This window comes from Pseudoflavonifractor capillosus (genome assembly GCF_016902575.1).
Lineage (GTDB): Bacteria > Bacillota > Clostridia > Oscillospirales > Oscillospiraceae > Enterenecus > Enterenecus capillosus_A.
The window spans coordinates 1-24,442 of the sequence record NZ_JACSNZ010000016.1; the positions used below are offsets into that span (position 1 = coordinate 1).

General features: G+C 59.2%; 39 protein-coding genes. 2 read left to right on the top strand and 37 right to left on the bottom strand.

Translation table 11 applies throughout. The annotated features are described in order from the left end of the window. Window positions 1–245: 245 nt before the first annotated feature. The 34 genes from H9X86_RS06795 to H9X86_RS06960 all read right to left on the bottom strand — a co-directional run bounded on the left by H9X86_RS06795 (window position 246) and on the right by H9X86_RS06960 (window position 18,780). Entirely contained in the window at window positions 246–959 is a 714-nt protein-coding gene (locus H9X86_RS06795) for a hypothetical protein (RefSeq protein ID WP_204900802.1), read from the bottom strand. 265 nt (window positions 960–1,224) lie between these two features. Beyond that, on the bottom strand, window positions 1,225–1,566 hold the full coding sequence (rplQ, locus tag H9X86_RS06800) for a 50S ribosomal protein L17 (protein ID WP_087258318.1): 342 nt from the start codon (window positions 1,564–1,566) through the stop codon (window positions 1,225–1,227). 166 nt (window positions 1,567–1,732) lie between these two features. Continuing rightward, on the bottom strand, window positions 1,733–2,680 hold the full coding sequence (locus H9X86_RS06805; RefSeq protein WP_204900803.1) for a DNA-directed RNA polymerase subunit alpha: 948 nt from the start codon (window positions 2,678–2,680) through the stop codon (window positions 1,733–1,735). Window positions 2,681–2,749: 69 nt separating this feature from the next. Then, window positions 2,750–3,349, bottom strand: coding sequence for a 30S ribosomal protein S4 (gene rpsD / locus H9X86_RS06810; RefSeq protein WP_204900804.1), 600 nt, complete (start codon window positions 3,347–3,349; stop codon window positions 2,750–2,752). A gap of 21 nt (window positions 3,350–3,370) precedes the next feature. Next, a complete protein-coding gene (gene rpsK / locus H9X86_RS06815; protein ID WP_087230488.1) occupies window positions 3,371–3,766 on the bottom strand; it encodes a 30S ribosomal protein S11 in 396 nt (131 codons plus the stop codon). A gap of 15 nt (window positions 3,767–3,781) precedes the next feature. Next, window positions 3,782–4,150: a 30S ribosomal protein S13 gene (rpsM, locus tag H9X86_RS06820; protein ID WP_204900805.1), complete on the bottom strand. Its 369-nt coding sequence runs from the start codon at window positions 4,148–4,150 to the stop codon at window positions 3,782–3,784. An 18-nt stretch (window positions 4,151–4,168) separates the two neighbouring features. After that, window positions 4,169–4,282 carry a 50S ribosomal protein L36 gene (rpmJ, locus tag H9X86_RS06825; RefSeq protein ID WP_006573428.1) on the bottom strand — a complete coding sequence of 38 codons (114 nt, stop codon included), beginning with the start codon at window positions 4,280–4,282 and terminating at the stop codon, window positions 4,169–4,171. 80 nt (window positions 4,283–4,362) lie between these two features. Further along, window positions 4,363–4,581, bottom strand: coding sequence for a translation initiation factor IF-1 (gene infA, locus H9X86_RS06830; RefSeq protein WP_087230495.1), 219 nt, complete (start codon window positions 4,579–4,581; stop codon window positions 4,363–4,365). Between the two features lie 4 nt (window positions 4,582–4,585). After that, window positions 4,586–4,861: a KOW domain-containing RNA-binding protein gene (locus H9X86_RS06835; RefSeq protein WP_204900806.1), complete on the bottom strand. Its 276-nt coding sequence runs from the start codon at window positions 4,859–4,861 to the stop codon at window positions 4,586–4,588. Window position 4,862: 1 nt separating this feature from the next. Then, window positions 4,863–5,627, bottom strand: coding sequence for a type I methionyl aminopeptidase (map, locus tag H9X86_RS06840; protein WP_204900807.1), 765 nt, complete (start codon window positions 5,625–5,627; stop codon window positions 4,863–4,865). 2 nt (window positions 5,628–5,629) lie between these two features. Then, entirely contained in the window at window positions 5,630–6,262 is a 633-nt protein-coding gene (locus tag H9X86_RS06845; protein ID WP_204900808.1) for an adenylate kinase, read from the bottom strand. A gap of 18 nt (window positions 6,263–6,280) precedes the next feature. Beyond that, window positions 6,281–7,612, bottom strand: a complete 1,332-nt coding sequence (secY, locus tag H9X86_RS06850; RefSeq protein WP_204900809.1) for a preprotein translocase subunit SecY — start codon at window positions 7,610–7,612, stop codon at window positions 6,281–6,283. A gap of 1 nt (window position 7,613) precedes the next feature. Then, complete coding sequence (rplO, locus tag H9X86_RS06855; RefSeq protein WP_204900810.1) at window positions 7,614–8,054, bottom strand: 50S ribosomal protein L15; 441 nt, start codon at window positions 8,052–8,054, stop codon at window positions 7,614–7,616. 13 nt (window positions 8,055–8,067) lie between these two features. Continuing rightward, window positions 8,068–8,253 carry a 50S ribosomal protein L30 gene (gene rpmD, locus H9X86_RS06860; RefSeq protein ID WP_087258291.1) on the bottom strand — a complete coding sequence of 62 codons (186 nt, stop codon included), beginning with the start codon at window positions 8,251–8,253 and terminating at the stop codon, window positions 8,068–8,070. A 14-nt stretch (window positions 8,254–8,267) separates the two neighbouring features. Further along, window positions 8,268–8,768, bottom strand: a complete 501-nt coding sequence (gene rpsE / locus H9X86_RS06865) for a 30S ribosomal protein S5 (protein WP_087230510.1) — start codon at window positions 8,766–8,768, stop codon at window positions 8,268–8,270. Window positions 8,769–8,785: 17 nt separating this feature from the next. Continuing rightward, complete coding sequence (gene rplR / locus H9X86_RS06870) at window positions 8,786–9,145, bottom strand: 50S ribosomal protein L18 (RefSeq protein WP_087391754.1); 360 nt, start codon at window positions 9,143–9,145, stop codon at window positions 8,786–8,788. Between the two features lie 19 nt (window positions 9,146–9,164). Beyond that, window positions 9,165–9,710 carry a 50S ribosomal protein L6 gene (rplF, locus tag H9X86_RS06875; protein ID WP_204900811.1) on the bottom strand — a complete coding sequence of 182 codons (546 nt, stop codon included), beginning with the start codon at window positions 9,708–9,710 and terminating at the stop codon, window positions 9,165–9,167. Between the two features lie 13 nt (window positions 9,711–9,723). After that, a complete protein-coding gene (rpsH, locus tag H9X86_RS06880) occupies window positions 9,724–10,125 on the bottom strand; it encodes a 30S ribosomal protein S8 (protein ID WP_204900812.1) in 402 nt (133 codons plus the stop codon). 234 nt (window positions 10,126–10,359) lie between these two features. Beyond that, a complete protein-coding gene (locus H9X86_RS06885; RefSeq protein WP_080906393.1) occupies window positions 10,360–10,545 on the bottom strand; it encodes a type Z 30S ribosomal protein S14 in 186 nt (61 codons plus the stop codon). Between the two features lie 18 nt (window positions 10,546–10,563). Continuing rightward, on the bottom strand, window positions 10,564–11,115 hold the full coding sequence (rplE, locus tag H9X86_RS06890) for a 50S ribosomal protein L5 (RefSeq protein ID WP_204900813.1): 552 nt from the start codon (window positions 11,113–11,115) through the stop codon (window positions 10,564–10,566). 21 nt (window positions 11,116–11,136) lie between these two features. After that, a complete protein-coding gene (gene rplX / locus H9X86_RS06895) occupies window positions 11,137–11,448 on the bottom strand; it encodes a 50S ribosomal protein L24 (RefSeq protein ID WP_243416874.1) in 312 nt (103 codons plus the stop codon). 17 nt (window positions 11,449–11,465) lie between these two features. Then, on the bottom strand, window positions 11,466–11,834 hold the full coding sequence (gene rplN / locus H9X86_RS06900; protein WP_204900814.1) for a 50S ribosomal protein L14: 369 nt from the start codon (window positions 11,832–11,834) through the stop codon (window positions 11,466–11,468). A 15-nt stretch (window positions 11,835–11,849) separates the two neighbouring features. Beyond that, entirely contained in the window at window positions 11,850–12,113 is a 264-nt protein-coding gene (gene rpsQ / locus H9X86_RS06905; protein ID WP_087230530.1) for a 30S ribosomal protein S17, read from the bottom strand. Window positions 12,114–12,126: 13 nt separating this feature from the next. Beyond that, window positions 12,127–12,318 (bottom strand): 50S ribosomal protein L29, encoded by a 192-nt coding sequence (gene rpmC, locus H9X86_RS06910; protein WP_143482197.1) that lies wholly within the window; start codon window positions 12,316–12,318, stop codon window positions 12,127–12,129. A 2-nt stretch (window positions 12,319–12,320) separates the two neighbouring features. After that, the gene (gene rplP / locus H9X86_RS06915; RefSeq protein ID WP_087230536.1) at window positions 12,321–12,743 is read right to left on the bottom strand and encodes a 50S ribosomal protein L16; all 423 of its coding nucleotides are present in this window, start codon (window positions 12,741–12,743) and stop codon (window positions 12,321–12,323) included. Further along, complete coding sequence (gene rpsC / locus H9X86_RS06920) at window positions 12,743–13,555, bottom strand: 30S ribosomal protein S3 (RefSeq protein ID WP_204900815.1); 813 nt, start codon at window positions 13,553–13,555, stop codon at window positions 12,743–12,745. The genes rplP and rpsC overlap by 1 nt, the downstream gene beginning before the upstream one ends. Window positions 13,556–13,574: 19 nt before the next feature. Beyond that, complete coding sequence (rplV, locus tag H9X86_RS06925; protein ID WP_204900816.1) at window positions 13,575–13,907, bottom strand: 50S ribosomal protein L22; 333 nt, start codon at window positions 13,905–13,907, stop codon at window positions 13,575–13,577. A 14-nt stretch (window positions 13,908–13,921) separates the two neighbouring features. Further along, window positions 13,922–14,194 (bottom strand): 30S ribosomal protein S19, encoded by a 273-nt coding sequence (gene rpsS / locus H9X86_RS06930; protein ID WP_087230545.1) that lies wholly within the window; start codon window positions 14,192–14,194, stop codon window positions 13,922–13,924. Window positions 14,195–14,208: 14 nt separating this feature from the next. Continuing rightward, window positions 14,209–15,042: a 50S ribosomal protein L2 gene (gene rplB / locus H9X86_RS06935; RefSeq protein WP_204900817.1), complete on the bottom strand. Its 834-nt coding sequence runs from the start codon at window positions 15,040–15,042 to the stop codon at window positions 14,209–14,211. A gap of 17 nt (window positions 15,043–15,059) precedes the next feature. After that, a complete protein-coding gene (rplW, locus tag H9X86_RS06940) occupies window positions 15,060–15,356 on the bottom strand; it encodes a 50S ribosomal protein L23 (protein ID WP_204900818.1) in 297 nt (98 codons plus the stop codon). Further along, the gene (rplD, locus tag H9X86_RS06945) at window positions 15,356–15,970 is read right to left on the bottom strand and encodes a 50S ribosomal protein L4 (RefSeq protein ID WP_204900819.1); all 615 of its coding nucleotides are present in this window, start codon (window positions 15,968–15,970) and stop codon (window positions 15,356–15,358) included. Before rplD ends, rplW begins: the two co-directional genes overlap by 1 nt. Before the next feature lie 18 nt (window positions 15,971–15,988). Then, window positions 15,989–16,711 (bottom strand): 50S ribosomal protein L3, encoded by a 723-nt coding sequence (rplC, locus tag H9X86_RS06950; protein ID WP_204900820.1) that lies wholly within the window; start codon window positions 16,709–16,711, stop codon window positions 15,989–15,991. A gap of 147 nt (window positions 16,712–16,858) precedes the next feature. Then, entirely contained in the window at window positions 16,859–17,173 is a 315-nt protein-coding gene (gene rpsJ, locus H9X86_RS06955) for a 30S ribosomal protein S10 (protein ID WP_087230559.1), read from the bottom strand. Window positions 17,174–18,246: 1,073 nt separating this feature from the next. Further along, window positions 18,247–18,780: a deoxycytidylate deaminase gene (locus H9X86_RS06960; RefSeq protein ID WP_204900821.1), complete on the bottom strand. Its 534-nt coding sequence runs from the start codon at window positions 18,778–18,780 to the stop codon at window positions 18,247–18,249. Window positions 18,781–18,956: 176 nt separating this feature from the next. On the opposite strand from H9X86_RS06960, the gene H9X86_RS06965 reads away from it, so the two are divergent. Then, window positions 18,957–19,352, top strand: coding sequence for a hypothetical protein (locus H9X86_RS06965; RefSeq protein WP_204900822.1), 396 nt, complete (start codon window positions 18,957–18,959; stop codon window positions 19,350–19,352). A 41-nt stretch (window positions 19,353–19,393) separates the two neighbouring features. On the opposite strand, the gene H9X86_RS06970 is transcribed toward H9X86_RS06965, so the two are convergent. Continuing rightward, the gene (locus H9X86_RS06970; RefSeq protein ID WP_204900823.1) at window positions 19,394–19,801 is read right to left on the bottom strand and encodes a protein-export chaperone SecB; all 408 of its coding nucleotides are present in this window, start codon (window positions 19,799–19,801) and stop codon (window positions 19,394–19,396) included. A gap of 187 nt (window positions 19,802–19,988) precedes the next feature. Between H9X86_RS06970 and mnmE the strand changes: the two genes are divergently transcribed. After that, the gene (gene mnmE, locus H9X86_RS06975) at window positions 19,989–21,356 is read left to right on the top strand and encodes a tRNA uridine-5-carboxymethylaminomethyl(34) synthesis GTPase MnmE (protein WP_204900824.1); all 1,368 of its coding nucleotides are present in this window, start codon (window positions 19,989–19,991) and stop codon (window positions 21,354–21,356) included. Window positions 21,357–21,771: 415 nt separating this feature from the next. Here the strand turns inward: mnmE and H9X86_RS06980 are convergent, their stop codons facing one another. Both H9X86_RS06980 and H9X86_RS06985 read right to left on the bottom strand, forming a co-directional pair. Beyond that, complete coding sequence (locus H9X86_RS06980) at window positions 21,772–23,175, bottom strand: NAD(P)/FAD-dependent oxidoreductase (RefSeq protein WP_204900825.1); 1,404 nt, start codon at window positions 23,173–23,175, stop codon at window positions 21,772–21,774. An 86-nt stretch (window positions 23,176–23,261) separates the two neighbouring features. Continuing rightward, a complete protein-coding gene (locus H9X86_RS06985; protein ID WP_204900826.1) occupies window positions 23,262–24,389 on the bottom strand; it encodes a metallophosphoesterase in 1,128 nt (375 codons plus the stop codon). Between the last annotated feature and the right edge of the window lie 53 nt (window positions 24,390–24,442).

Genomic DNA, 24,442 nt, shown 5'->3' on the forward strand with positions numbered 1-24,442 from the left:
ACACTGGCGGGCTGAGAAGTGTTTTTTCCGATGCGCATGTCCCCGGAAAAAACAGGATTTCAATTTATTTTCCCGCCTGGGGGCGGGAAAACTCTGCCGAGGGCTTTTCCCCATATAAGATGGTCAGGACTTCCTGCATGATGTTTATGTTTTTCGACAGTCTGACGGGGCCGGAGAACGTGTCAGCGTTCTCCGGCCCCGTTTGCTATGTGCATATTTTGCATCAGGCCCCGTTCATGGGTATCTCAATATCCAAAGTTGCTGTAATCGATCATGGCCATGTCAATGGCATCAAAGTCCTCCTGTACCGGAGTCCACATATCTCCGTCGTCCTGGATCTGTACCACAAAGGACTCCTCTTCCCCGTGTCCCACATTGGGCAGCTCTGCTTCCACCATGTCCATGACTCTCTGGGCGTAAACGTTGTCCAGCTCCTGGTAGTCTGCTTCGCTCATGGCCTCCAGCTGCTCCTGGGTGGTGATCCCCTGCTCACTGAGCACCTGGGTAAACACCTCCTGGAAGTCCTCCGGGGTGAATTTGGTCATGATATCAATGGGGCGCACCGTGACCTCCACGGCGTAGTTGCCGCTCTCCAGCTTGTTGGAGGACACCACGGTGTAGTCGCTGTGGCTGTAAATCTCCTGGTACAGCTGGGTCAGGCGGGCTTCGGTCTCCTCATTGGGGTAGTCAAAAAGCCCCACACCCTGCTCAAAGAACTCCACCTCCACCTGCAAGCCCTGCTCATACCGCTCCTGAGCCTCCTCCTGGGTCAGCTCCATCTCTTCCATGTAATCGTCATTGAACTGCCCCAAATAGGTGAGATCCAGGTACCCTTGCACATAGTTCTCCATGCGATCCTCTTGGCCTCCCAGATTCAAACTGAGACTGCCGCAGCCGCATAGGGCACCGGCCAACAGACCCGCAGCCAGTCCTGTGGCCAACACACTCCGCTTTTTCATGGTCTTTCCCCCTTTGTCCTTGGGTTTTCGTGTGCGCTCTGTTTCAGACGCACCCCTGTGGGGTGAGTATACCACACTTGGTATAACTTGTATATGCTTCTCCAAATGTTTTTATTGAAATTATGAAAAATGACAGGCCCTGGGGCCTGGCATGTCTTGAAAATCCGTGCCGCATAGCGGCACACCATCATTCTTCATCTCTCATTATTCATTGCAAAAAAGAAGTGCCTCAGAAGCAAAACTTCTGAGGCACTTCTTTTTTGCATTACACCAGCTGGATGATAGCCATCTCGGCGGCGTCGCCGCGACGGGGGCCCATCTTCAGCACTCGGGTATAGCCGCCATTGCGGTCAGCATACTTGGGGCCGATCTCGTCGAAGAGCTTCTTAGCCACATCTTCCTTGGTGATGTAGCTGAGAGCCTGACGGTAAGAAGCCAGGTTGTTCTTCTTAGCCAGGGTGATCATCTTCTCGGCAATGGGGGCGACCTCCTTGGCGCGGGCGTAGGTGGTCTTAATCTGACCATTCTCCAACAGGTAGGTGGTCATGGCGCGCAGCATGGCGCGGCGCTGGTCGCTGGTCTTACCCAGTTTACGGTTCTGTGCCATTTTTAACACTCCTCCGACCTCGCGTTGCGAGATCTTACATAAATTCGTTCTGACACCCCAAAGGGGACACCGTTGGGTGTGGGTGAGGCGGAACGTTACATACCCTCGCCCTGCCGTTGAGCCGGGGCGGTACGGGGAGAACTCCCCGTACCACGCACCGTGCTAATTAAACCTCTTCGCTGGCCAGGGACAGACCCATCATAGCCAGCTTGTTGATGACCTCTTCCAGGGACTTGCGGCCCAGGTTGCGCACCTTCATCATCTCGTCCTCGGTCTTGGAGATCAAGTCCTCCACGGTGTTGATGTTGGCACGCTTGAGGCAGTTGAAGGAACGGACGGACAGATCCAGCTCCTCGATGGTCAGCTCCAGCACCTTATCACGCTGGGTCTCAGCCTTCTCCACCACGGTGGACTTGGAGCCCATGGTCTCAGAGAGATCGGTGAAGAGGGTGAAGTGGTCCAGCAGGATGCGGGCGCCCAGGGAAACAGCGTCCCGGGCGGAGATGGTGCCGTTGGTCCAAACCTCCAGGGTCAGCTTGTCATAGTCGGTGGCATCACCCACACGGGTGTTCTCCACGGTGTAGTTGACCTTGCGCACAGGGGTGTACACAGAGTCCACGGGAATGACACCGATGACAGTCTGAGCGTTCTTGTTCCGGTCGGCGGTGACGTAGCCACGGCCCTGAGACAAGGTCAGCTCCATGTTCAGGGTGGCGTCGGGGCCCAGGGTGGCGATGTGGTGCTCGGGGTTGAGAATCTCCACATCGCTGTCGGCCTTGATGTCACCGGCGGTTACGACCCCCTCACCGGAGGCCTCGATATAGACGGTCTTGATCCCTTCGCTATACAGCTTGGCGATGATGCCCTTGATGTTCAGAACGATCTGGGTCACGTCCTCCTTCACCCCGGGGATGGTGGAGAACTCGTGCTGGACGCCGGCGATTTTCACCGTGGTCACTGCGGTGCCGGGCAGAGAGGACAGAAGAATGCGGCGCAGGGAGTTGCCAATGGTGGTGCCGTAGCCCCGCTCCAGAGGCTCTACGACATACTTGCCGTAAGTCTCCTCACCCACGTTCTCGATGCACTCAATGCGCGGCTTCTGAATTTCTACCATATCGTGAATACCCTCCTTTTACTGTGGCGTAGCTTCCAAAAACGGTTGCGAACTGCTTGAGGGTGACGATTACTTGGAGTACAACTCCACGATCAGGTTGACGGCGACGTCGAAGTCGATGTCCTCACGGGTGGGCATGGCCACGACCTTGCCCTGGAGAGGAGCGTTCTTGGTCTTCTCCAGCCAGGCGGGAGCGGCCACGAACTTGTCCTCCTCCACCAGCTTCTTGAACTTGGCGGAGGAACGGCTCTTCTCACAAACGGCGATCTCCTCGCCCACCTTCACCAGGTAGGAGGGGATGTTCACCCGCTTGCCGCCCACGGTAAAGTGACCGTGGTTGACCAGCTGACGAGCCTCACGGCGGGTGCTGGCCAGGCCCAGACGGTACACCACGTTGTCCAGACGGCGCTCCAGCAGGGTCATCAGCTCATCGCCGGTGTTACCCTTCATGCGAGCGGCCTTCTCATAGTAGGAGCGGAACTGCTTCTCCAGCACGCCGTAGATGAACTTCACCTTCTGCTTCTCGGTCAGCTGCAGAGCGTACTCGCTCTTCTTGCTTCTCCGCTGGGGGCCGGGATTCCGGTTGGACTCCTTGTTCACGCCCATGACAGCGGGAGAAATGCCCAGGGTTCTGCAACGCTTCAGATAGGGCTGCATATTCTTAGCCATATTGCTTTTCCTCCTTCCAGATTACACGCGGCGGCGCTTGGGGGGACGGCAGCCGTTGTGGGGGACGGGAGTCACGTCCTTGATCAGGGTGACCTCCAGGCCCACGGCCTGCAGAGCCCGGATGGCGGCCTCACGGCCCTGGCCGGGACCCTTCACGTACACCTCGACGCTCTTGAGGCCGCACTGCTCGATGGCAGCGTTGGCGGCAGTCTCAGCAGCGGTCTGGGCGGCGAAGGGGGTGGACTTACGAGAGCCACGGAAGCCCATCTCGCCGGAGGAAGCCCAGGACAGGGCGTTGCCCTGCATATCGGTCACGGTAACCATGGTGTTGTTGAAGGAGGAGCGGATGTGCACCTGACCCTTCTCCACGTTCTTGCGCTCACGACGGCGCTTGATCACTTTCTTAGCAGTAGCCATGTGTCTAATCCCTCCTTACTTCTTCTTGTTAGCCACGGTGCGCTTGGGACCCTTGCGGGTACGAGCGTTGGTCTTGGAGCGCTGGCCACGGACGGGCAAGCCCTTGCGGTGACGGACACCACGGTAGCAGCCGATCTCGGTCAGACGCTTGATGTCCATTGCCACGTTACGGCGCAGATCGCCCTCAACCACATACTCGTGGCCGATGATCTCACGCAGCTTGGCCTCATCAGCGTCGGTGAGGTCCTTCACGCGGGTGTCGGGGTTGATGCCGGCCTTCTCCAGAATCTTAGAAGCGCTGGTGCGGCCAATGCCATAGATATAGGTGAGTCCGATCTCGACTCGCTTCTCCTTAGGCAGATCAATACCTGCAATACGTGCCATATTCTTCTTGCCCCTCCTTTAACCTTGTCTCTGCTTGTGCTTGGGGTTTTCACAAATGACCATAACTTTGCCCTTGCGCTTAATGATCTTGCACTTCTCGCACATGGGCTTGACAGACGGTCTTACTTTCATATCGGTTAACCTCCTGTGAATGCCTGATGGCCCCGAGTCGGGCGGAGGCAAGGCCCCGGCCCTTCTCGGTCGTGTTTGTCTTACTTGCTTCGCCAGGTGATGCGACCCCTGGTCAGGTCGTAGGGCGACATCTGTACGGTGACCTTGTCGCCGGGCAGGATGCGGATGAAGTTCATCCGCAGCTTGCCGGAAATGTGGGCCAGGATGATGTGTCCATTCCCGATGTCCACATTAAAAGTTGTATTGGGCAGGGCCTCGGTGACGACGCCCTCCAGCTCGATCATATCGTCCTTCGCCAAAGCTTCATACCTCCATTTCGTCCCGGATGGCCGCCAGCGCTGCACGCAGCTCTCGGTTGCCCACAGCCTCGCCGGCCCGGACTTTTTCGATGGTTGGATGGTGGTGAAACTCCCCCACCGGCTGAACGTGCTTGACGTTCTTGCGCTTGGGGCGCTCCACCCGCCGCCGCTTCCCGTCGGCAAGCAGCACAAAGCTGCCATCCACAGCCAGGACCAAGAACAGTTGATCCTTGTCATGGCCGCTGCGGGAGCGCACGATTTGGGCTGGTTTGAAACTCATATCACATCTCTCCGCACTGGGTGAGAATTTCAACCTCGCCGTCGGTGATGAGTACGGTATTCTCGTAATGGGCCGCCAGAGAGCCGTCCACCGTCACGGTGGTCCAGCCGTCTTTGAGCACCTTTACCTGCCAGTCACCGGCACACACCATGGGCTCCACGGCAATGGTCATGCCGGGCTGGAGCCGGGGGCCGTGGCCAGCGGGGCCGTAGTTGGGCACCTCGGGGGCCTCGTGGAGTTTCGCGCCCACACCGTGGCCAACGAAGTCCCGAACCACGGAATACCCGTAGCTCTCCACATACTTTTGAACCGCATGGGAGATATCAGACACTCGCTGACCCGCTTTGGCGTGCTTCATGCCTTCCCAGAAGCTCTGCTGGGTGACCTCAATGAGGCGACGGGCCTCGTCGGAGATCTCCCCGCAGGGATAGGTGGCGGCACAGTCGCCATGGAAACCATCGATGCAGGCACCCACGTCTACGCTGACGATGTCACCCTCACGCAGCACCACCTTCTTGGAAGGGATGCCGTGGATGACCACGTCGTTGACCGAGATGCAGGCAGATCCGGAAAATCCGCCGTACCCCAGGAAGGAAGGTTTCGCTCCCTGGCTCTCGATGAACTTGCGCACCGCGGTATCAATGTCTAACGTGGACACGCCAGGGGCCACCATCCGCCCGGCCAGTTCCCTGGCCTGGGCAGCGATGCGGCCTGCCTTGCGCATTGCGTCCAGCTCTCTGGACGACTTGAGCGTAATGAGCTCCATGGTTAGATCCCCAGAGCTTTCTCGATGACCTCCGTGGTGGCCTCGATGCTGGACTGATTGTCCACAGAGCACAGCAGATTGCGCTCAGCATAGAAGGCCTTGAGAGGCTCGGTCTCAGCGTGGTAGACCTCCAGGCGGTGCTGGACGGTCTCGGGCTTGTCGTCGTCCCGCAGCTCCAGCACGCCGCCGCACTTGTCGCACACGCCCTCCACCTGGGAAGGAGCGTTGACGATGTGGTAGGTGGCGCCGCAGGAGGCGCAGAAGCGGCGGCCGCTCATACGCTGCTTGATCTCCTCGTCAGAGATCTCGATGGACAGGACGTGGTCGAACACCACGCCGGCCTGCTCCAGAGCCTCGGCCTGGGCGATGGTGCGGGGCACGCCGTCCAGGATATAACCCTTGGAGCAATCGTCTTGGGCCAAACGCTCGGCTACGATGTCGATGATGACCTGGTCGGGGACCAGCTTACCAGCGTCCATGTAGCTCTTGGCCTGCAATCCCACGGGGGTGCCGTTCTTCACGGCAGCCCGGAGGATGTTACCAGTGGAAATGGTGGGAATACCCAGCTTCTCGCTCAAGATAGCGGCCTGAGTTCCCTTACCGGCGCCGGGGGCGCCCAGCATAATCAGCTTCATCTTCTTCACCTTCTCCAATTACTCAAGGAAGCCCTTGTAGTGGCGCATCATCAGCTGGGCCTCCAGGGCCTTCACGGTCTCCAGGGCGACGCCCACCACAATGATGATGGAGGTACCGCCGATGGCCAGACCACGACCGGCCGTGCTGCCGAAGGCCAGCATGATGTTGCCGGTGATGGCGGGCAGCAGAGCCACCACAGCCAGATACACGGCGCCAAACATGGTCAGGCGGGCAATGACCTTAGCCAGGAAGTCGGCGGTGGGCTTGCCGGGACGGAAGCCGGGGATGAAGCCGCCGTTCTTCTTCAGGTTGTTGGAGATCTCCACGGGGTTGAACTGGATGGTGTTGTAGAAGTAGCTGAACAGCACGATCAGCAGGAAGTACACCACGCAGTAAATGAGGCCGTTGGAGTCAAACACCTTCAGGAAGGTGTTCCAGCCGGAGCCCTCGGTCTGAGCGGAGGGCACAAACATGCCGATGGTGGCGGGGATGGAGGCAATGGCCTGAGCGAAGATGATGGGCATCACGCCGGACATATTCACCTTGATGGGAATATGGCTGGACTGACCGCCGTACATCTTGCGGCCCACCACACGCTTGGCGTACTGCACGGGCACCCGACGCTCGGAGTTGGTGATGAACACGATGAACACCACCAGCAGCAGCATACCCACCAGGATCAGGGGGATGAAGGCGGGGTGCAGAGAGGAATAGGTGGAGCTGTCAGCTCCGGTCATCCACACCCGCACGCCCATCACCATGCTGTAAACCATCTGGGGTCCACGGGCAATGATGCCGCCGAACAGGATGATGGAGATACCGTTGCCCACGCCGAACTCGGTGATCTGCTCGCCCAGCCACATCAGGAAGGCGGAACCGGCGGTGAAGCTGACAACGATGACGAATGCGGGCCACAGGCCACCCTCCACCAGACCGTAGGAGTTGATGAGGGTGTAGTAGCCAAAGGCCTGAAGCAGGGCGATGGCCACAGTGGCATAGCGGGTGATGGCGGCGATCTTCTTCTTGCCCTCCTCGCCCTCTTCCTTGGCCATCTTCTCCAGAGCGGGGATGGCGATGGTCAACAGCTGAATGATAATGGAGCTGTTGATGTAGGGCTGGATGGACAGAGCGAAGACGGTGGCCTGTGCAAAGGCGTCGCCGCTCATGACGTTGAGCAGACTGAAGATACTGGAAGACTGAGAGGTGATGTAATCACTCAGAGTCTTGGTATCAATGAAGGGGACGGGAATGGCGGAGCCAACCCGGAAAATCAGCAGAGCAAAGATGGTAAACAGCAGCTTGTTGCGCAGCTCTTGCACCTTCCAGGCACTACGGATGGTCTGAATCATTTCAGATCACCTCCGCTGTACCGCCTGCCTTTTCGATCTTCTCTTTGGCGGAGGCGGAAAAAGCGGAAGCACGCACGGTGAGCTTCTTGGTAATCTCGCCGTTGCCCAGCACCTTAACGCCGTACTCGCACTTGGAGAGGATGCCCTGCTCCAGCAGGTCGCAGACGTTGACGGTGGCGCCATCCTCGAACTTGTTCAGAGCGGAGACATTGATGGTCTCCAGACGCTTGGCAAAGATGTTGTTAAAACCACGCTTGGGCAGACGGCGGGCCAGAGGCATCTGGCCGCCCTCGAAGCCGGGACGGACACCGCCGCCGGAACGAGCCCACTGACCCTTGTGGCCACGGCCGGCAGTCTTGCCGTTGCCGGAACCGGGGCCGCGGCCCTTGCGCTTACCCACCTGGGTGGAACCAGCGGCGGGAGAGAGAGTATGCAGATTCATATCGGGCACCTCCTTAGGCGTTCTCGGTGACCTGGAGCAGGTAACCGATGGCGGCAATCTTGCCGCGGGTAGCAGCGTTGTCGGGCTGCACGGTCACATCGCCGATGTGACGCAGGCCCAGAGCCTCGGCAGTGGCCTTGTGCTTGGCCAGACGGCCGTTCAGGCTCTTGACGAGCTTAATCTCAACAGTGTTAGCCATAGTCGTGAGCCTCCTTAACCGATGATTTCTTCCACGCTCTTGCCGCGGATACGAGCGACTTCAGCGGGGCTGCGCAGAGCCTTCAGACCAGCCATGGTGGCAGCCACCACGTTCTGGGGGTTGTTGGTGCGCAGGCACTTGGCACGGATGTCGGACACACCAGCGGCCTCCATCACAGCACGCACGGGGCCGCCGGCGATGATGCCGGTACCCTTGGAAGCGGGCTTGAGGAGCACACGGCCGGCGCCGAACTCACCGATGACCTCGTGGGGGATGGTGGTGCCGGACAGGGTCACGGTCACCATGTTCTTCTTGGCATCCTCGATGCCCTTGCGGATGGCCTCGGCCACCTCAGCGGCCTTGCCCAGGCCGTAGCCGACCTTGCCCTTCTCGTCGCCCACAACAACCAGGGCGGAGAACTTGGCAACACGACCGCCCTTGACGGTCTTGGAGACACGGTTCAGGTAGACGACCTTCTCCACGAACTCCTTGGGTTCTTTCTCAAAACGAGCCATATTTTCTTCCTCCTCCCTTAGAACTGCAGGCCGCCCTCACGGGCGCCCTCGGCCAGAGCCTTCACGCGGCCGTGGTACAGGTAACCACCACGGTCGAACACAACGGTCTCAATGCCCTTGGCACGGGCGCGCTCGGCAATGGCCTCGCCCACCTTCTTGGCAGCTTCACAGTTGCTGCCGGAGCCTTCAAAGCCCTTCTCCAGGGAAGAAGCGGAAACCAGGGTCACACCCTTGGTGTCGTCGATGATCTGAGCATAGATGTTGGTCTCGCTGCGGAACACATTCAGACGGGGACGCTCGGAGGTGCCGGACACCTTACCACGAACGCGCTTATGACGATGCAGGCGCTGAGCCTTAGTGTTGGGTCTGTTAATCATAATCGGCACACCTCCTTAATTACTTCTTAGCACCGGTCTTACCAACCTTGCGGCGGATGACCTCGTCAGAGTACTTGATACCCTTGCCCTTGTAAGGCTCGGGGGGACGCTTCTCACGGACCTTGGCAGCGAACTGGCCAACCAGCTGCTTGTCATAGCCTGCGATCACGATCTGGTTCTGGTTGGGAACCTCAATGGTGATGCCCTCGGGAGCTTCCATGATGACCTGGTGAGAGAAGCCCAGGTTCATCACCAGCTTGCCGCCCTCCAGAGCCACACGGTAACCTACGCCGTTGACATCCAGGGACTTCTTGTAACCCTCGGTGACACCCACGATCATGTTGCTCACCAGGGTGCGGGTCAGGCCGTGCAGAGCACGGTTCTCCTTCAGGTCGTTGGGACGAGTGACAGTCACCACGCCATCAGCCAGAGCGATGGTCATGTTGGGGTGGAACTGCTCCACCAGGGTGCCCTTGGGGCCCTTGACAGTGACAACGTTGTTGTCAGCAATGCTAACCTCCACGCCGGCGGGGACGGCGATAGGAGCTCTACCAATTCTAGACATTCCTATACCCTCCTTACCAAACGAAAGCCAGGACTTCGCCGCCGACATGAGCCTCGCGGGCCTTCTTGTCGGTCATGACGCCCTTGGAAGTGGACACGATGGCGATGCCCAGGCCACGGAGCACACGGGGCAGCTCCTCAGCGCCGGCGTACACACGCAGGCCGGGCTTGGACACCCGGCGCAGGCCGCTGATGGCCTTCTCCTTGCCGGGCTGCACATACTTCAGAGTGATGCGGATGACACCCTGGGTACCATCATTGATGGTCTGGAAGTTCTTGATGTAGCCCTCGTCCAGCAGAATCTGAGCGATGGCCTTCTTCATGTTAGAAGCAGGAACATCCACGGTGTCATGCTTTGCGTTGTTCGCGTTGCGGATGCGAGTGAGCATATCCGCAATGGGATCGGTGATTTGCATGATTTCTTACCTCCTATAAAATTTACGGGCTCTCACCCGTACAGGCGGAAAGGTATCGAAGGCTAGGTTGGTTCCTTCGACCTTTTGTCCGTCTTTTCCCACGCTGGGGGTCTCTTTTACCGATGGCACAGTGGCCAACGATTTATTATAACATGCCCATAGGCGGGGGTGCAACCCCCCGCCTGGGACTTGTTATCCAAATTTTTCTCCGGTTTTTTGCCTAATTGCGGCAAATTACCAGGAGGCCTTCTTCACGCCGGGGATCTGGCCCTTGTAAGCCAGCTCACGGAAGCAGATACGGCAGATGCCGTAGTCACGGAGGTAGGCGTGGGGACGGCCGCAGATCTTGCAGCGGTTGTAGCGGCGGCTGGAGAACTTGGGCTCAGCCTGCTGCTTGAGAATCATAGACTTCTTAGCCATAGCTGGTTCCTCCTTCTATTAACCGTTGGTGGTGAAGGGGGCACCCAGGAGAGTCAGCAGCTCCTTGGCCTCCTCGTCGGTCTTGGCAGTGGTGCAGATGACGATGTCCATGCCGCGGATCTTGTCGATCTTATCGTACTCGATCTCGGGGAAGATCAGCTGCTCCTTCAGGCCCAGGGCGTAGTTGCCGCGGCCGTCAAAGGCGTTGGGGTTGATGCCACGGAAGTCACGCACACGGGGCAGGGCCACGTTGAACAGACGATCCATGAACTCCCACATCTTGTCCTGGCGCAGGGTCACCTTAGCGCCGATGGGCATGCCCTCACGGAGCTTAAAGTTAGCCACGGACTTCTTAGCACGGGTCACAACGGGCTTCTGGCCGGTGATGGCGGCCAGATCGGCCACCACGGACTCCAGAACCTTGGCGTTGTCACGGGCCTCACCACAGCCCACGTTCACCACGATCTTGTGGATGCGGGGGATCTCCATGGTGGACTTGTAGCCGAACTTCTGCATCAGAGCAGGAGCGATCTCGGCATTGTACTTAGCCTTCAAATTGGGGTTAGCCATTTTCTATACTCCTCCTCTTTCTCAGATTTCAGCGCCGCAGTGCTTGCACACACGCACCTTCTTGCCGTCCACGATCTTGTGGGCGACACGGGTGGCCTTGGAGCACTTGGGGCACACGGTCATCACCTTGCAGGCGTAGATGGGGGTCTCCTTCTTGACGATGCCACCCTCCTCGCCCTGACGGCGAGCCTTCTGGTGACGGGCAGCCACGCTCACGCCCTCCACGATGACCTTGCCGGCCTCGGGGTTGACGGAGAGCACCTTGCCCTGCTTGCCCTTGTCCTTACCGGACAGGACAACCACGGTATCGTTCTTCTTTACGTTCATACTCATACCTCGTAACCCCCCTCTTACAGCACTTCGGGAGCCAGGGACAGGATCTTCATGTAGTCCTTGTCACGCAGCTCACGGGCCACTGGGCCAAAGATACGGGTGCCCCGGGGGTTCTTGTCGTCACGGATGATGACGGCGGCGTTGTCGTCGAAACGCACATAGCTGCCGTCAGCACGGCGCACGCCGCGCTTGGAGCGGACGATAACGGCCTTGACCACTTCGCCCTTCTTCACGGTGCCGCCGGGAGCGGCCTTGCGTACGGAAGCGACGATCACGTCGCCGATGTTACCAAACTTGCGCTTGGAGCCGCCCAGTACGCGGATGGTCTTGATCTCCTTGGCGCCGGTGTTGTCGGCAACCTTCAGATAGCTTTCTTCCTGAATCATACTGGCACCTCCTTCTTACTTCGCCTTCTCGATGATCTCGACCACACGCCAACGCTTGTCCTTGGACAGGGGGCGGGTCTCCATCACACGAACACGGTCACCTACGCCGCACTGGTTCAGCTCGTCGTGAGCCTTCAGCTTGTAGGTGCGCTTGACAATCTTCTTATACAGAGGGTGGGCCACGCGGTCGGCGATGGCGACCACCACGGTCTTATCCATCTTATCCGATACCACCAGGCCGACTCTGGTCTTACGAGAAGAGGTTCTCACTTCGCTCATCGTTTACTCCTCCTTATCGGCCCTGCTGCTCACGCAGGATGGTCTTGACTCGGGCAATGTCTTTCTTAACCTCTGCGATGCGGATGGGATTCTCCAACTGATTGGTGGCGTGCTGAAGACGGAGGTTGAACAGGTCCTTCTTCAGCTCCACCAGCTTGGTCTCCAGCTCGGTTGCGCTCATCTTACGGACTTCGTTAGCTTTCATCTTCATTCACCACCATTCGTCTCTTTCTTGATAATCTTGCACTTGACAGGCAGCTTGTGGCTGGCCAGACGGAGGGCCTCACGGGCGACCTCCTCGGAAACGCCGGCGATCTCAAACATGACACGGCCGGGCTTGACAACGGCAACCCAGTACTCGGGAGCGCCCTTACCGGAACCCATTCGGGTACCCAGGGCCTTCTTGGTCACGGGCTTGTCGGGGAAGATCTTGATCCAGACCTTACCGCCACGCTTGGTGTAACGGGTCATGGCCACACGGGCGGCCTCGATCTGGTTACCGGTGATCCAGGCGGGCTCGGTGGTCACCAGGCCGAACTCACCGTAGGCGATGGTGTTGCCACGGGTGGCGACGCCGGTCATACGACCACGGTGCACGCGGCGATACTTAACTCTCTTAGGCAGCAGCATTACTGGGCGCCTCCTTCCTTAGCAGCGGGACGGCCCTGGCGGTTGCCGCCATTGCGGTTGAAGCCGCCCTGGCGACGGTCACCACCGTTGCGGCGATCGCCATTGCGGCGGTCACGACGGGGGCGCTGCTCACGCTCTTTGTAGTTCTTGGTGTCGATGGTGCGGGGAGTGGTGCGCAGGGTCTGAGTCAGAACCTCGCCCTTGTAGATCCACACCTTGATGCCGATGCGGCCGTAGGTGGTGGCAGCCTCAGCAAAGCCGTACTCGATGTCGGCACGCAGGGTCTGCAGGGGGATGGTACCGTCGTGGTACTGCTCGGTGCGGGCGATCTCAGCGCCGTTGAGACGGCCGGAAGCCTGCACCTTGATGCCCAGAGCGCCCATGCGCATAGCACGGCCCATGGCGTTCTTCATGGCACGGCGGAAAGCAATACGCTTCTCCAGCTGCTGAGCGATGTTCTCAGCCACCAGCTGAGCGTTGGTGTCCACGTTCTTCACCTCAACGATGTTGAGGGCAACGGGCTTGCCCAGCTTCTTCTCCAGCTCCACGCGCAGCTTCTCGATCTCCTCGCCGCCCTTGCCGATGACCACACCGGGACGGGCGCAGTGCACATAGATGCGGATCTTGGCGTTGTCACGCTCGATCTCGATCTTGGGCACGCCAGCGGAGTACAGACGCTTCTTCAGCTCACGGCGGAGATTGTAGTCCTCAACCAGGAGGTCGCCCACTTTCTCATTGCGGGCATACCAACGGGAGTCCCAGTCTTTGATGACGCCCACGCGAAGGCCGTGGGGGTTAACTTTCTGTCCCATTACTCTTTGACCTCCTTACTTAGCGCTCTTTGACCACAACGGTCACGTGAGAAGTTCTCTTGTTGATGCGATAGGCACGACCCCGGGCCCGGGGCATGAAGCGCTTGATGATGGGGCCGGGGGTGGCGAAGGTGACAGCAACGTACAGCTTCTCGGGGTCCATGCCGTGGTTGTTCTCGGCATTGGCAGCGGCGCTGTTGACCAGCTTCATCAGGGGCTCAGCAGCAGCCTTGGGGGTCAGAGCCAGGATGGCGTTGGCCTGAGCGATGCTCTTGCCACGGATCAGGTCGCACAGGATGCCGACCTTACGGGGAGAGATACGAATGTATCTCAGTGTTGCTTTAGCTTCCATTCTATCTCTCCTCCTTACTTACCAGTCTTGCTGCCCGCGTGACCCTTGAAGGTGCGGGTGGGAGCAAACTCGCCCAGCTTGTGACCGACCATGTCCTCAGTGACATAGACGGGCACGTGCTTGCGGCCATCATGCACAGCAAAGGTGTGGCCCACGAAGGAGGGGAAGATGGTGGAGGCACGGCTCCAGGTCTTCAGAACCTTCTTCTCGTTGGCCTTGTTCATTTCGTCCACCCGCTTCAGCAGCTCGGGAGCGCAAAAGGGGCCTTTCTTGATACTTCTGCTCATCTTTTACTGCCTCCTTACTTACCGTTACGACGCTTGACGATGAACTTATCAGTGGGGTTCTTCTTCTTGCGGGTCTTGTAACCCATAGCAGGCTTGCCCCAGGGAGTGACAGGGCCGGGACGACCCACGGGGCTCTTGCCCTCACCACCGCCGTGGGGGTGGTCATTGGGGTTCATGACGGAGCCACGCACGGTGGGACGCCAACCCATGTGACGCTTACGGCCGGCCTTACCGATGTGGATGTTGGCCCAATCGGTGTTGCCCACCTGGCCGATGGTGGCCTTGCACTCCTCACGGATGAGGCGGACCTCGCCGGAGGGCAGACGCACCTGAGCCATGCCGTTCTCCTTGGCCATCAGCTGAGCAGCCACGCCGGCGGAACGAACCAGCTGAGCACCCTTGCCGGGATACAGCTCGATGCAGTGGATCATTTCACCCACGGGGATGTTGGCGATGGGCAGGCAGTTGCCGGGCAGGATGTCAGCCTCGGCGCCGGTCATGATGATGTGGCCGGCCTTGATGCCCACGGGAGCCAGGATATAGCGGCGCTCGCCGTCCTCATACTCGATGAGGGCGATGTTGGCGGAGCGGTTGGGGTCATACTGCAGGTTGATGACGGTAGCGCTGCCGTTCTTATCACGCTTGAAGTCGATGATACGGTACTTGCGCTTGTTGCCGCCGCCACGATGGCGGACGGTGATGCGGCCGTAGCTGTTGCGGCCGGCATGCTTCTGGAGCACCTCGGTGAGGCTGCGCTCCGGCTTAGCCTTCTTGTCAATGCCCTCGAAGGCGGACACAGTCATGTGACGGCGGGAGGGCGTTGTGGGCTTGTATACTCTAATAGCCATAGTTCAATTTCCTCCTCTTACACCATACCCTCGAAGAACTCGATGGTCTTGGACTCCTCGGTCAGAGTCACAACGGCCTTCTTCCAGCTGGCCCGACGGCCCTGGGGATAACGGCCCATGCGCTTGACCTTGCCCTGCATGTTCAGGGTGTTGACCTTCGCCACGTTCACACCGAAGATCTCCTCCACAGCCTTGGCGATCTCCACCTTGTTGGCGGACTTGGCGACCTCGAAGGTGTACTTCTTGTCGGCAGCCAGGATCATGGACTTCTCGGTGACGATGGGGCGCTTAATGATATCGTAAGCGGTCTTCATTAGGCGAACACCTCCTCGATGGTGGCCAGCGCAGCCTTGTCGATGATCAGCTGGTTGGCGTTGACAATGTCATAGACATTGATCAGGTTGGCGGGGGTGGTGACCACGCCGGGGATGTTGCGGGCGGACTTGACCACGTTGGCGCAGCTGGTGACAACCACAGCCTTGTTGGCCTCCACGGTGTTCAGGAAGCCCTGGAAGGTCTTGGTCTTGATCTCGTTCATGCCCAGGCCGTCCACCACCAGCACGTTGCCGGAGGCAGCCTTAGCGGACAGAACGGACTTCAGAGCCAGGCGCTTCACCTTCTTGTTGAGGGTGTAGCTGTAATCACGGGGCTTGGGAGCGAACACGATACCACCGTGAGTCCACTGGGGAGCACGGGTGGAACCCTGACGGGCGTGACCGGTGCCCTTCTGACGCCAGGGCTTACGGCCACCGCCGGAAACCTCGGCACGGGTCAGAGCGCTCTGGGTGCCCTGACGGCAGTTGGCCAGGTGATTCTTGACCACATCATGAACGACGTACTGGTTGGGCTCGATGCCGAAGATGGACTCGGAGAGCTCGACCTCGCCGATCTGCTTACCGGCCATATCATAAAGGTTAGCTTTAGGCATTTGTCATTCTCTCCTTTCTTACTTGTTACGCGCAGAGGCCTTCTGGGGATTGACACGGGCAGAAGCCTTCTGAGGATTGACGCGGCCAGCCTCGGTGATCTTCTTCTCCATGACCTTCTTGACGGAGCTGCGCAGAGCAACCACGCCGCCCTTGGGGCCGGGGATGGCGCCACGCACAGCGATGATACCCAGCTCCTCGTCAACCTTGACAACGTCCAGGTTCATCACAGTGACCTGCTCGTTGCCCATCTGACCGGCGCCGATCTTGCCCTTGAAGATGCGGGAGGGATCGGTGCTGGAGCCCATGGAACCAGCGTGACGGTGCACAGGGCCGGTACCGTGGGTGTTCTTCAGGGTGTGAGCGCCCCAGCGCTTGACGACGCCCTGGTAGCCGTGACCCTTGCTGATGCCGGTCACGTCCACGCGGTCGCCGGCGGCAAACACGGTGGCGTTGATCTCATCGCCCACATTGAGCTCGGCGGCGTTATCCAGCTTGAACTCCTTCAGGACACGCAGGACCTTGCCGGACTTCTTGCTGTGGCCCACCTCGGGCTTGGAGAGCTTGCGCTCGGGGACTTCATCAAATCCCAGCTGAACGGCGGTGTAGCCGTCCTTCTCCTCGGTCTTCTTCTGCACCACGGTGCAGGGGCCTGCCTGGATGACAGTGACCGGGATGACCTTGCCGGCTTCATCGAAGATCTGGGTCATGCCCACCTTCTTGCCGATAATGGCCTTTTCCATGTGTATTCCTCCTTAAATAAGGTTATTGGTTGAAAAACGTGAGACATTGGGCGCTCATTGGTTTTCCAACATGACCCGCTCACCTCAATTTCAGCGGTGAGCTGCGGGTACAACAAAGTTGTGTGAAATCAGGCTCTGTCTTACTTCTTAGAGTTTGATTTCAATGTCCACGCCGGCGGGCAGGTCCAGGCTCATCAGAGCCTCCACAGTCTTGGCAGAGGGCTTCACCACGTCGATCAGACGCTTGTGAGTGCGACGCTCAAACTGCTCACGGCTGTCCTTGTACTTGTGGACAGCACGCAGGATGGTGACCACTTCCTTCTTGGTGGGCAGGGGGATGGGGCCGGAGACGGTGGCGCCGGAGCGCTTGGCGGTCTCCACGATCTTCTCGGCGGCCTGGTCGATCAGCTGGTGATCGTAAGCCTTGAGCCGAATGCGAATCATTTCTTTCTGAGCTGCCATTTGGGTTTTCCTCCTTAATAACATACGAAGTGATGATTGGTCGTCCCTTCGTACGGTGAAAAACTTCGTCCACGTTTCCGTGCGTATCACTCCAGGCCATGAATAAAACCGGCACAAAGCTGGCCGGTTTCACCCATTCCCGGCGATATACGCCGTGGATGAGTCTCTCAGCCGCCCGATTCTCGGACATACTCCGCGGAAGTTACCTCGTTTTCACGAGCAATCTCCCGCATCATCGCATATGCGCGCTTTTCACGCGCTTGATTATTGTACTATATCCATTTTGCAAAGTCAAGGGAAATTTTAATCTTTTTCGGCGAAAACTCCACCAGTTTCGGAGGAACCTGGGGCGTTTTTGTGTGCAGTTTGACCTTCTCTTTTCCGGCTTGCCAGCCAGGGGGTTACGCTCCGCTGGGCCCGATTTCTTAGCGATAAGAAATCGGGGAAAGAATCGCCAAAGGAGGGGCCTTCCCCCTCCTTGTGGAATCCACCCCGCGGTACTGGGTGTCCCTGCGTCCATCTATTGTCGGCCCTTGTCCCGGTGGGGTCACATGGATGGTGCAAAACATCTGTGGGAGGTGCATACTTCTCTGGCAGTTGGTACTTCTACTGCCAGGGCCTTACCCTGGTGTGCAGCTGTTCCCAGCTGCCGGTGGTCTGGCTGACCGCGGCGGGAACGCCGCTGCTGCAAGGTAGGCCCGGAGGTGGAAACCGCCCAGCCATAGGGCCAGCTGCCCAGGGTGGCCTGGTATGGTGGCACAAACAGGAGCCACAGCCAGACAAAACGGGCCGAAAAGCAACTTGACGCACGCCCAGCCTCGTACCCCAGGGGGTACCTAGGGGGGAAAGCCCTAGGCGGGTTTTGGTGACTTTTGCCCGGACAAAAGTCACCCCCAGCGGGTAGCGTCCCTGCCAGGCTGGCAAACCGGAACCTTGGGCGGTTAGACGGTCAATCCCTCAGTCAGCCTTGCGGCTGACAGCTCCCTTTACACAAGGGAGCCTTTGGAGCGTCACGCACCCCTGTCTTTGAAACCCGTGCCGCTTCGCGGCACACCACAATTCTTCATTATTCATTACCCACAGCAGCAGCCACCGCAGCCACAGCCGCTCCCCTGTCCTTCCCGCAGGTGGGCAGGCAGGGAGTCGTCCTCTTCAATCCACTCCTTCTCCACGTCCACAATGCGGTATTCCGCGGGCGTGTCCCGAATCACCAGCTGAGAAATGCCGGCGTTGATGATGAGACGGCGGCACATGGAGCAGGATGTGGACCCGGCAATCAGTTCTCGACTCTTGGGGTCCACACATACCATATATAAGGTAGCACCCAGCACCTCCCGGCGGGAGGCGGAGATAATGGCGTTGGCCTCGGCGTGCACTGAACGACACAACTCGTACCGCTCCCCGGAGGGGATATTCATAGCCTCCCGGGTGCAGTAGCCCAAATCAATGCAGTTTTTTCTCCCCCGGGGTGCTCCGTTGTAGCCGGTGGAGACGATCTCGTCGTTCTGGACGATGATGGCCCCATAGTGGCGGCGCAGGCAGGTGGAGCGCTCAGATACCGTCTGGGCAATATCCAGATAATAGTTCGTCTTGTCAATGCGTGGCATAGGGCCATCCCTCCGATCTTTGTACTGCCAGCCATTATATCAGCCTTTTCCCCGGCATACAACCGCCAAATTCACATTTTGTTTACCGTTACCCCATTGACGTTGGCAATTCTTAAGATTATCATAAGGATGACAATAAAGTAACCCTGTCCGATACGTTCAGGAGGTAAGAGCCTGTGATTCGTCAGCAATTAACCCGTTTTATGATCGGCCGCTATGGCATGGATCAGCTCAATATTTTCCTCATGGTCACCTACCTGGTGTTGTACCTGGTTTTTTTGGTCTCCAGGCTGTGGGTGTTGGACTGGATCGTCCTGGTGCTGCTGTTTGTGGTGGTATTTCGTATGCTATCCCGGGATATTGACCGCCGCCGGAGGGAGAACACCCGGTTTCTCCAGGCGGTGCGGCCCATGTGCCACCGGCTGCGCACCATGCGCAACCGCATGAAAGACCGGGAACACCGCTACTTCAAGTGCCCCAACTGCGGCCAGCAGATGCGGGTGCCCCGGGGCAAGGGGCGTATCACCGTGCACTGCCGCACCTGCGGCGCCACCTTTGAGGAAAAAAGCTAAAAAATTGGCCGGATGACAACGCATCCGGCCAATTCCCATTTTTACTGATTGTTCTGCTTGATCTGGACAGAGTCCTTGCTCATCGCACGGCGCATGAGGCGGAAGTTGGGCATTCCACCAGCCCCGCACACCTGACCCACCAGAGTCTCGGCGTAGCAAAACAGCTGCTCATAGCAGCGGACGTGGAACTCCTTCTTGTCCTCCTCGGTGACCTCACCGTTGATCTGGAACAGGCCCACCAGCTCCACGGACACAAAGAAGCGATGATCGGGGTTGTCTGTCTTGTCCTTCACACACTGATACAGCTTGGCCATGCACTTGGTGGAATCTGCGGTGTACTTCACAGTGAAGTTGGAATTGTTCTCCAGCTGCACCTGTCCGGCCTTTTCCAGCTTGTTGAAAAACTGGAGATCCTCCAGTTTGTAGGATACCATTTGCAAGTCTGCCATGGTTGGCACCTCCGCCCTTCTTGTTGATTTTTCCTGTGTTCCATTGTACCATAGAGATGCTATGGCGGACGGGATTTGCCCCCGCCAACGGCGACACTGCCGTTATTGTACCATAACCTGACAGGCTGTGCAACCATCCCTGTGTAAATTTTGCACACACACCCCTAGATTGACGAGGTGAATTTTTATGAATGATACCATTGCCGCCATCGCCACCGGCCACCAGGCCTCCGCCATTGGCATTGTCCGTCTCTCCGGGCCTCAGGCCATTTCCGCCCTGGAGCAGGTGTTCACCCCCGCCGGAGGCACCCCCATGTCACAGCAGCCCGACCGGATGCTGGTCTACGGCACCCTCCACAGCCCTGACGGGCTGGAACTGGACCACTGTCTGGCCACCGTCTCCCGTGCCCCCCACAGCTACACCGGAGAGGACACCGCCGAGCTGCAATGCCACGGCTCCCCGGTGCTGCTGTCCATGGTCTTGGAAGCCCTGTTTCACTGCGGGGTGCGCCAGGCCCGGGCAGGCGAGTTCACCCAGCGGGCCTTTTTGGCCGGGAAAATGGATCTCACCCGCACCGAGGCGGTGGCTGACCTCATCCACGCCGAGTCCCAGGATGCGGTGTACCAGGCCGCCGGACAGCTGGGCGGTGCTCTGGCCCGCACCATCGACGACATCTACCAGCAGCTGACCTACCTCATGGCCCACTTCCACGCCGTGCTGGACTACCCCGACCAGGACATCGACCCCTTCGAGGCCCAGGAGATCGCCCAGGCCCTGAATCAGGCGGAGGAAAAGCTGGACAATCTGGCGGCCACCTACCGCCGGGGCCGTGCCCTGGCAGAGGGCGTCCCCTGTGCCATTGTGGGCAAGCCCAACGCCGGAAAGTCCACCCTGTTCAACGCCCTTCTGGGCTACGACCGGGCCATCGTCACCCCCATTGCCGGCACCACCCGGGACACTGTGGAGGAGCGGCTGAACCTGGGTGGCATCCTGCTGCGCCTCATTGACACCGCCGGACTGCGGGACAGCGACGATCAGGTGGAGCAGCTGGGGGTGGAGCGCAGCCGGGAAGCCCTGCGCCGCTCTGAACTGACCCTGGTGGTAGTGGATGCCTCCCGGCCCCGAGATGCCGAGGAAGAGGAGCTTCTCTCCCTGGCCGCCGCCCACGGCCCCACCATCTTGGTGTACAACAAGGAGGACTTGCCCGCCGCCGTTCCCCAGCCTGCGCCCCCTGCCGGAGTGGAGACGGTGGCCCTGTCCGCCCTCACCGGGGACGGCATCGACCAGCTGGAGCTGGCCATCTCCCGCCTCTATCCCCAGGACCCCGGCCTGCGCCCGGGCACCCTCCTGACCAACGCCCGCCAGGCCCAGGCCGCCGCCCAGGCCCGGGACTGTCTGGCCCGGGCTCAGCAGGCCCTCCAGGCAGGGCTCTCCCCCGACGCCGTGCTCACCGATGTGGAAGAGGCCCTCACCCATTTGGGCGAGCTCACCGGCCGAGTGGTACGAGAAGACATAACTTCCCAAATTTTCCAGCGCTTTTGCGTTGGAAAATGACAGTTTTTGTCACAAAATAACACTTGACACCATATGTATGGATAGCCGCCCACAACTCGCACACCATGTGGAAAACTTTGTGGAAGCTGTGGAAGTGTGTGTGCAAGTCCTGTCCTCCACCAAAAAACACCCCGCCGTGCCACGTGCACAGCGGGGTGTTTGAGCGTGTCGAAAACTTCGACACGCTTCTCAAAAATGCGAGCATTTTTTCGAGGGGATGCAGCCCGCTGCATGCAGCCTTGGGTCAACGGGCGACCCGAGGCCACACTGGCGGGCTGAGAAGTGTTTTTTCCGATGCGCATGTCCCCGGAAAAAACGGATTTCAATTTCTTTTCCCGCCTACTGGCGGGAAAACTCTGCCGAGGGCTTTTGAATCCGTGCCGCAAAGCGGCACACCATCATTCTTCATTTTTCATTATTCATTTTCATTGACCCGCTGGGCAATGACCCGGGCGGCCTTCACGCCGGAGGCTCCAGCCTGGGCCAGGCCTCGGGTGACACCGGCCCCGTCGCCGATGGCGAAGAAGCCGGGCAGGGCGGTCTCCAGCTGGTTGGAGAGGGAGATGCGGGCGGAGTAGAACTTCACCTCAGCTCCATACAGCAGAGTGTCGTAGTTGGCGGTGCCGGGAGCCAGCTTGTCCAGGGCATAGATCATCTCGATGATGTCGTCCAGCTGCCGCTTGGGCAGAGCCAGGGACAGGTCGCCGGGGACAGCGGCGGTGAGGGTGGGGCGCACAAAGGACTTACTCAGTCGGTGCTCGTTGGTGCGGATGCCGGACACCAGATCCCCAAACCGCTGCACCAGCACGCCCCCTGCCAGCATATTGGACAGGGATGCAATGTGCTTGCCGTATCGGTAAGGCTCATTGAAGGGCTGGGTGAAGCGGTTGGACACCAGCAGGGCGAAGTTGGTGTTGCGGCTTTGCAGCTTGGGGTCGGAATAGGAGTGGCCGTTGACGGTGTTGATGCCCTCCACATTCTCCGCCACCACATGGCCGTAGGGGTTCATGCAGAAGGTACGCACCTGGTCGCCGTACTGCTTGGTGCGGTAGACCAGCTTGGACTCGTACACCGCATCGGTGATGTGCTCAAAGACGGTGGCGGGCAGCTCCACCCGCACGCCGATGTCCACCTGGTTGTTGATGAGCTCCAGCCCCAGCCCCTTGCACTGGTTGGCAAACCATTCCGCCCCGGAACGGCCGGGGGCGGCAATGAGGTAGGGGGCATTGAATTTCTCCCCGTTCTCACTCTCCAGGGTGTAGGTACCGTCCTCTTCCACGGTGATGGAGCGGATGGCAGTGCGGAAGCGGAAGTCGTGCTTGTCCTGCATGTGCTCATAGATGTTGGTGAGAATGCGCAGGTTGTTCTCGGTGCCCAAGTGCTTGCACCGGGCCTTGAGCAAGTGCAGGTCGAACTCCAGGGCCTTCTTCTCCAGTTCCCGGGCCTGGGGCGTGGTGGTGGAGAAGCACTGGGTGGTGGCACCGTGCTCCACATTGATACTATCCACGTAGTCGATGAGCTCCATCACCTCGTCCTGGGGCAGGAAGTCGGTGAGCCAGCCGCCGAAGTCGGTGGTGAAGTTGAATTTGCCGTCGGAGAACGCGCCAGCGCCGCCGAAGCCGCACATGGTGTCGCACACGGGGCAGTTGATGCAGGTCTTTACCTTGCCCGCCACAATGGGGCAGCTGCGGTGGTAGATGTCAGCACCCTGATCCACCACCAGCACCTTGGCCTCGGGGCAGCGCAGGGCCAGCTCATAGGCGGCGAAAATGCCCGCCTCGCCAGTACCCAGCACCATAATATCATAACGATTGGTCATGGTAGTTCCTCATTTCCATCATAGTAGGGGCAAAGCCCCGATGCAGTATATCAGAGGTTGGGGAATGTTGCAATGGGGGATTTTTGTCAATTCACTCCGCTCTCGGGCGGCCGCTGGATGTCTCCCCGGTACCAGCCTGTCACTCCGTCCTTTTTCACCAGATAGCCCAAGCTGCACTGGGCCACCAGGGCCAGCCGCTCCCCGGGCTTGACAGGCAGCTCATAGTCGGTGGCGTCCTCGGTGTGGGTGAGCCCGTCACTCTGGCGGGTGTAGAGATAGTCCCGCAAAATCCACATCTCCCGCCCGGTGGAGCTGTGACGACACAGGCACACATCCTCCTGTTCCTCCAGCACCTCCACCACGCTGTCGCTCCAGCGGATGTTGAAGGAGTCCTGGGAGGGCCACTGCTCCTCCAAGGCAGTGACCACCGGCAGTCCGTCATAGGCCACATAGTCCATGTCATCCCGGTTCACATCCGGGATGATGAGGGCGTTGAGCTGCCCATCCACCTTGAGCACACATCCCCCGTCAATGGAGACAATGTGCTGATCTTCCTTGCGCCAAGGGCGGGCCACCGGCATATCGGTACGATAGAGGGTCACCGGCCAGTGGCCCACCACCACCCAGCGGGAGAAGCGGCGGTTTTGGCCCACGAAGTTGTCGTTTTTCATGCAGCCGTAGGCGGGCAGGGACTCCAAGTCCTCCTCCCGGTCAATGCCGCCGTGGACGAAAATGTACCGCCCTGCTTGTAGGATGTGGGCCATGGAGCGCAAATATGCCACCTCCCGGGGCATTTGTTCCAGGATGGCCTGGCGCAGCTGGGGCAGATCCTCCGGTCCCCTGGGATGCAGCCCCAGCTCCGCCCCCATCTGGAGAATGAGGGAGCGGCGGTCCCAGGTGCGAAATACCGGCCACAAAGCCTCGTCAATGCCGGGCCGTCCCTCCAAAAAAATCACATCCAGGTGGTCACAGTTGCCGCACAGGGGGTATACGGTGTGGGTCTGGCTCAAGTGCATCAAATGACGCAGCAGGTTCAGGCTCTCCTCCCCCTTTTCAAAAAGGTCTCCCACCAAAATCAGCACATCCCGGGTGGAAAACTTGGCTTTTTCCAGCACACCCCGAAAAAAAGGCAGGTTTCCGTGGATGTCACTGATGGCCAGCACCCTTCTGCCCGGGGCGATGTGGGGTCGTATCACTTTGGCTGTGGAACTCATGGGACTCACCCTTCCGTGTTTGTTGGCTGTTCTCCCCTATCATACCACGTCCG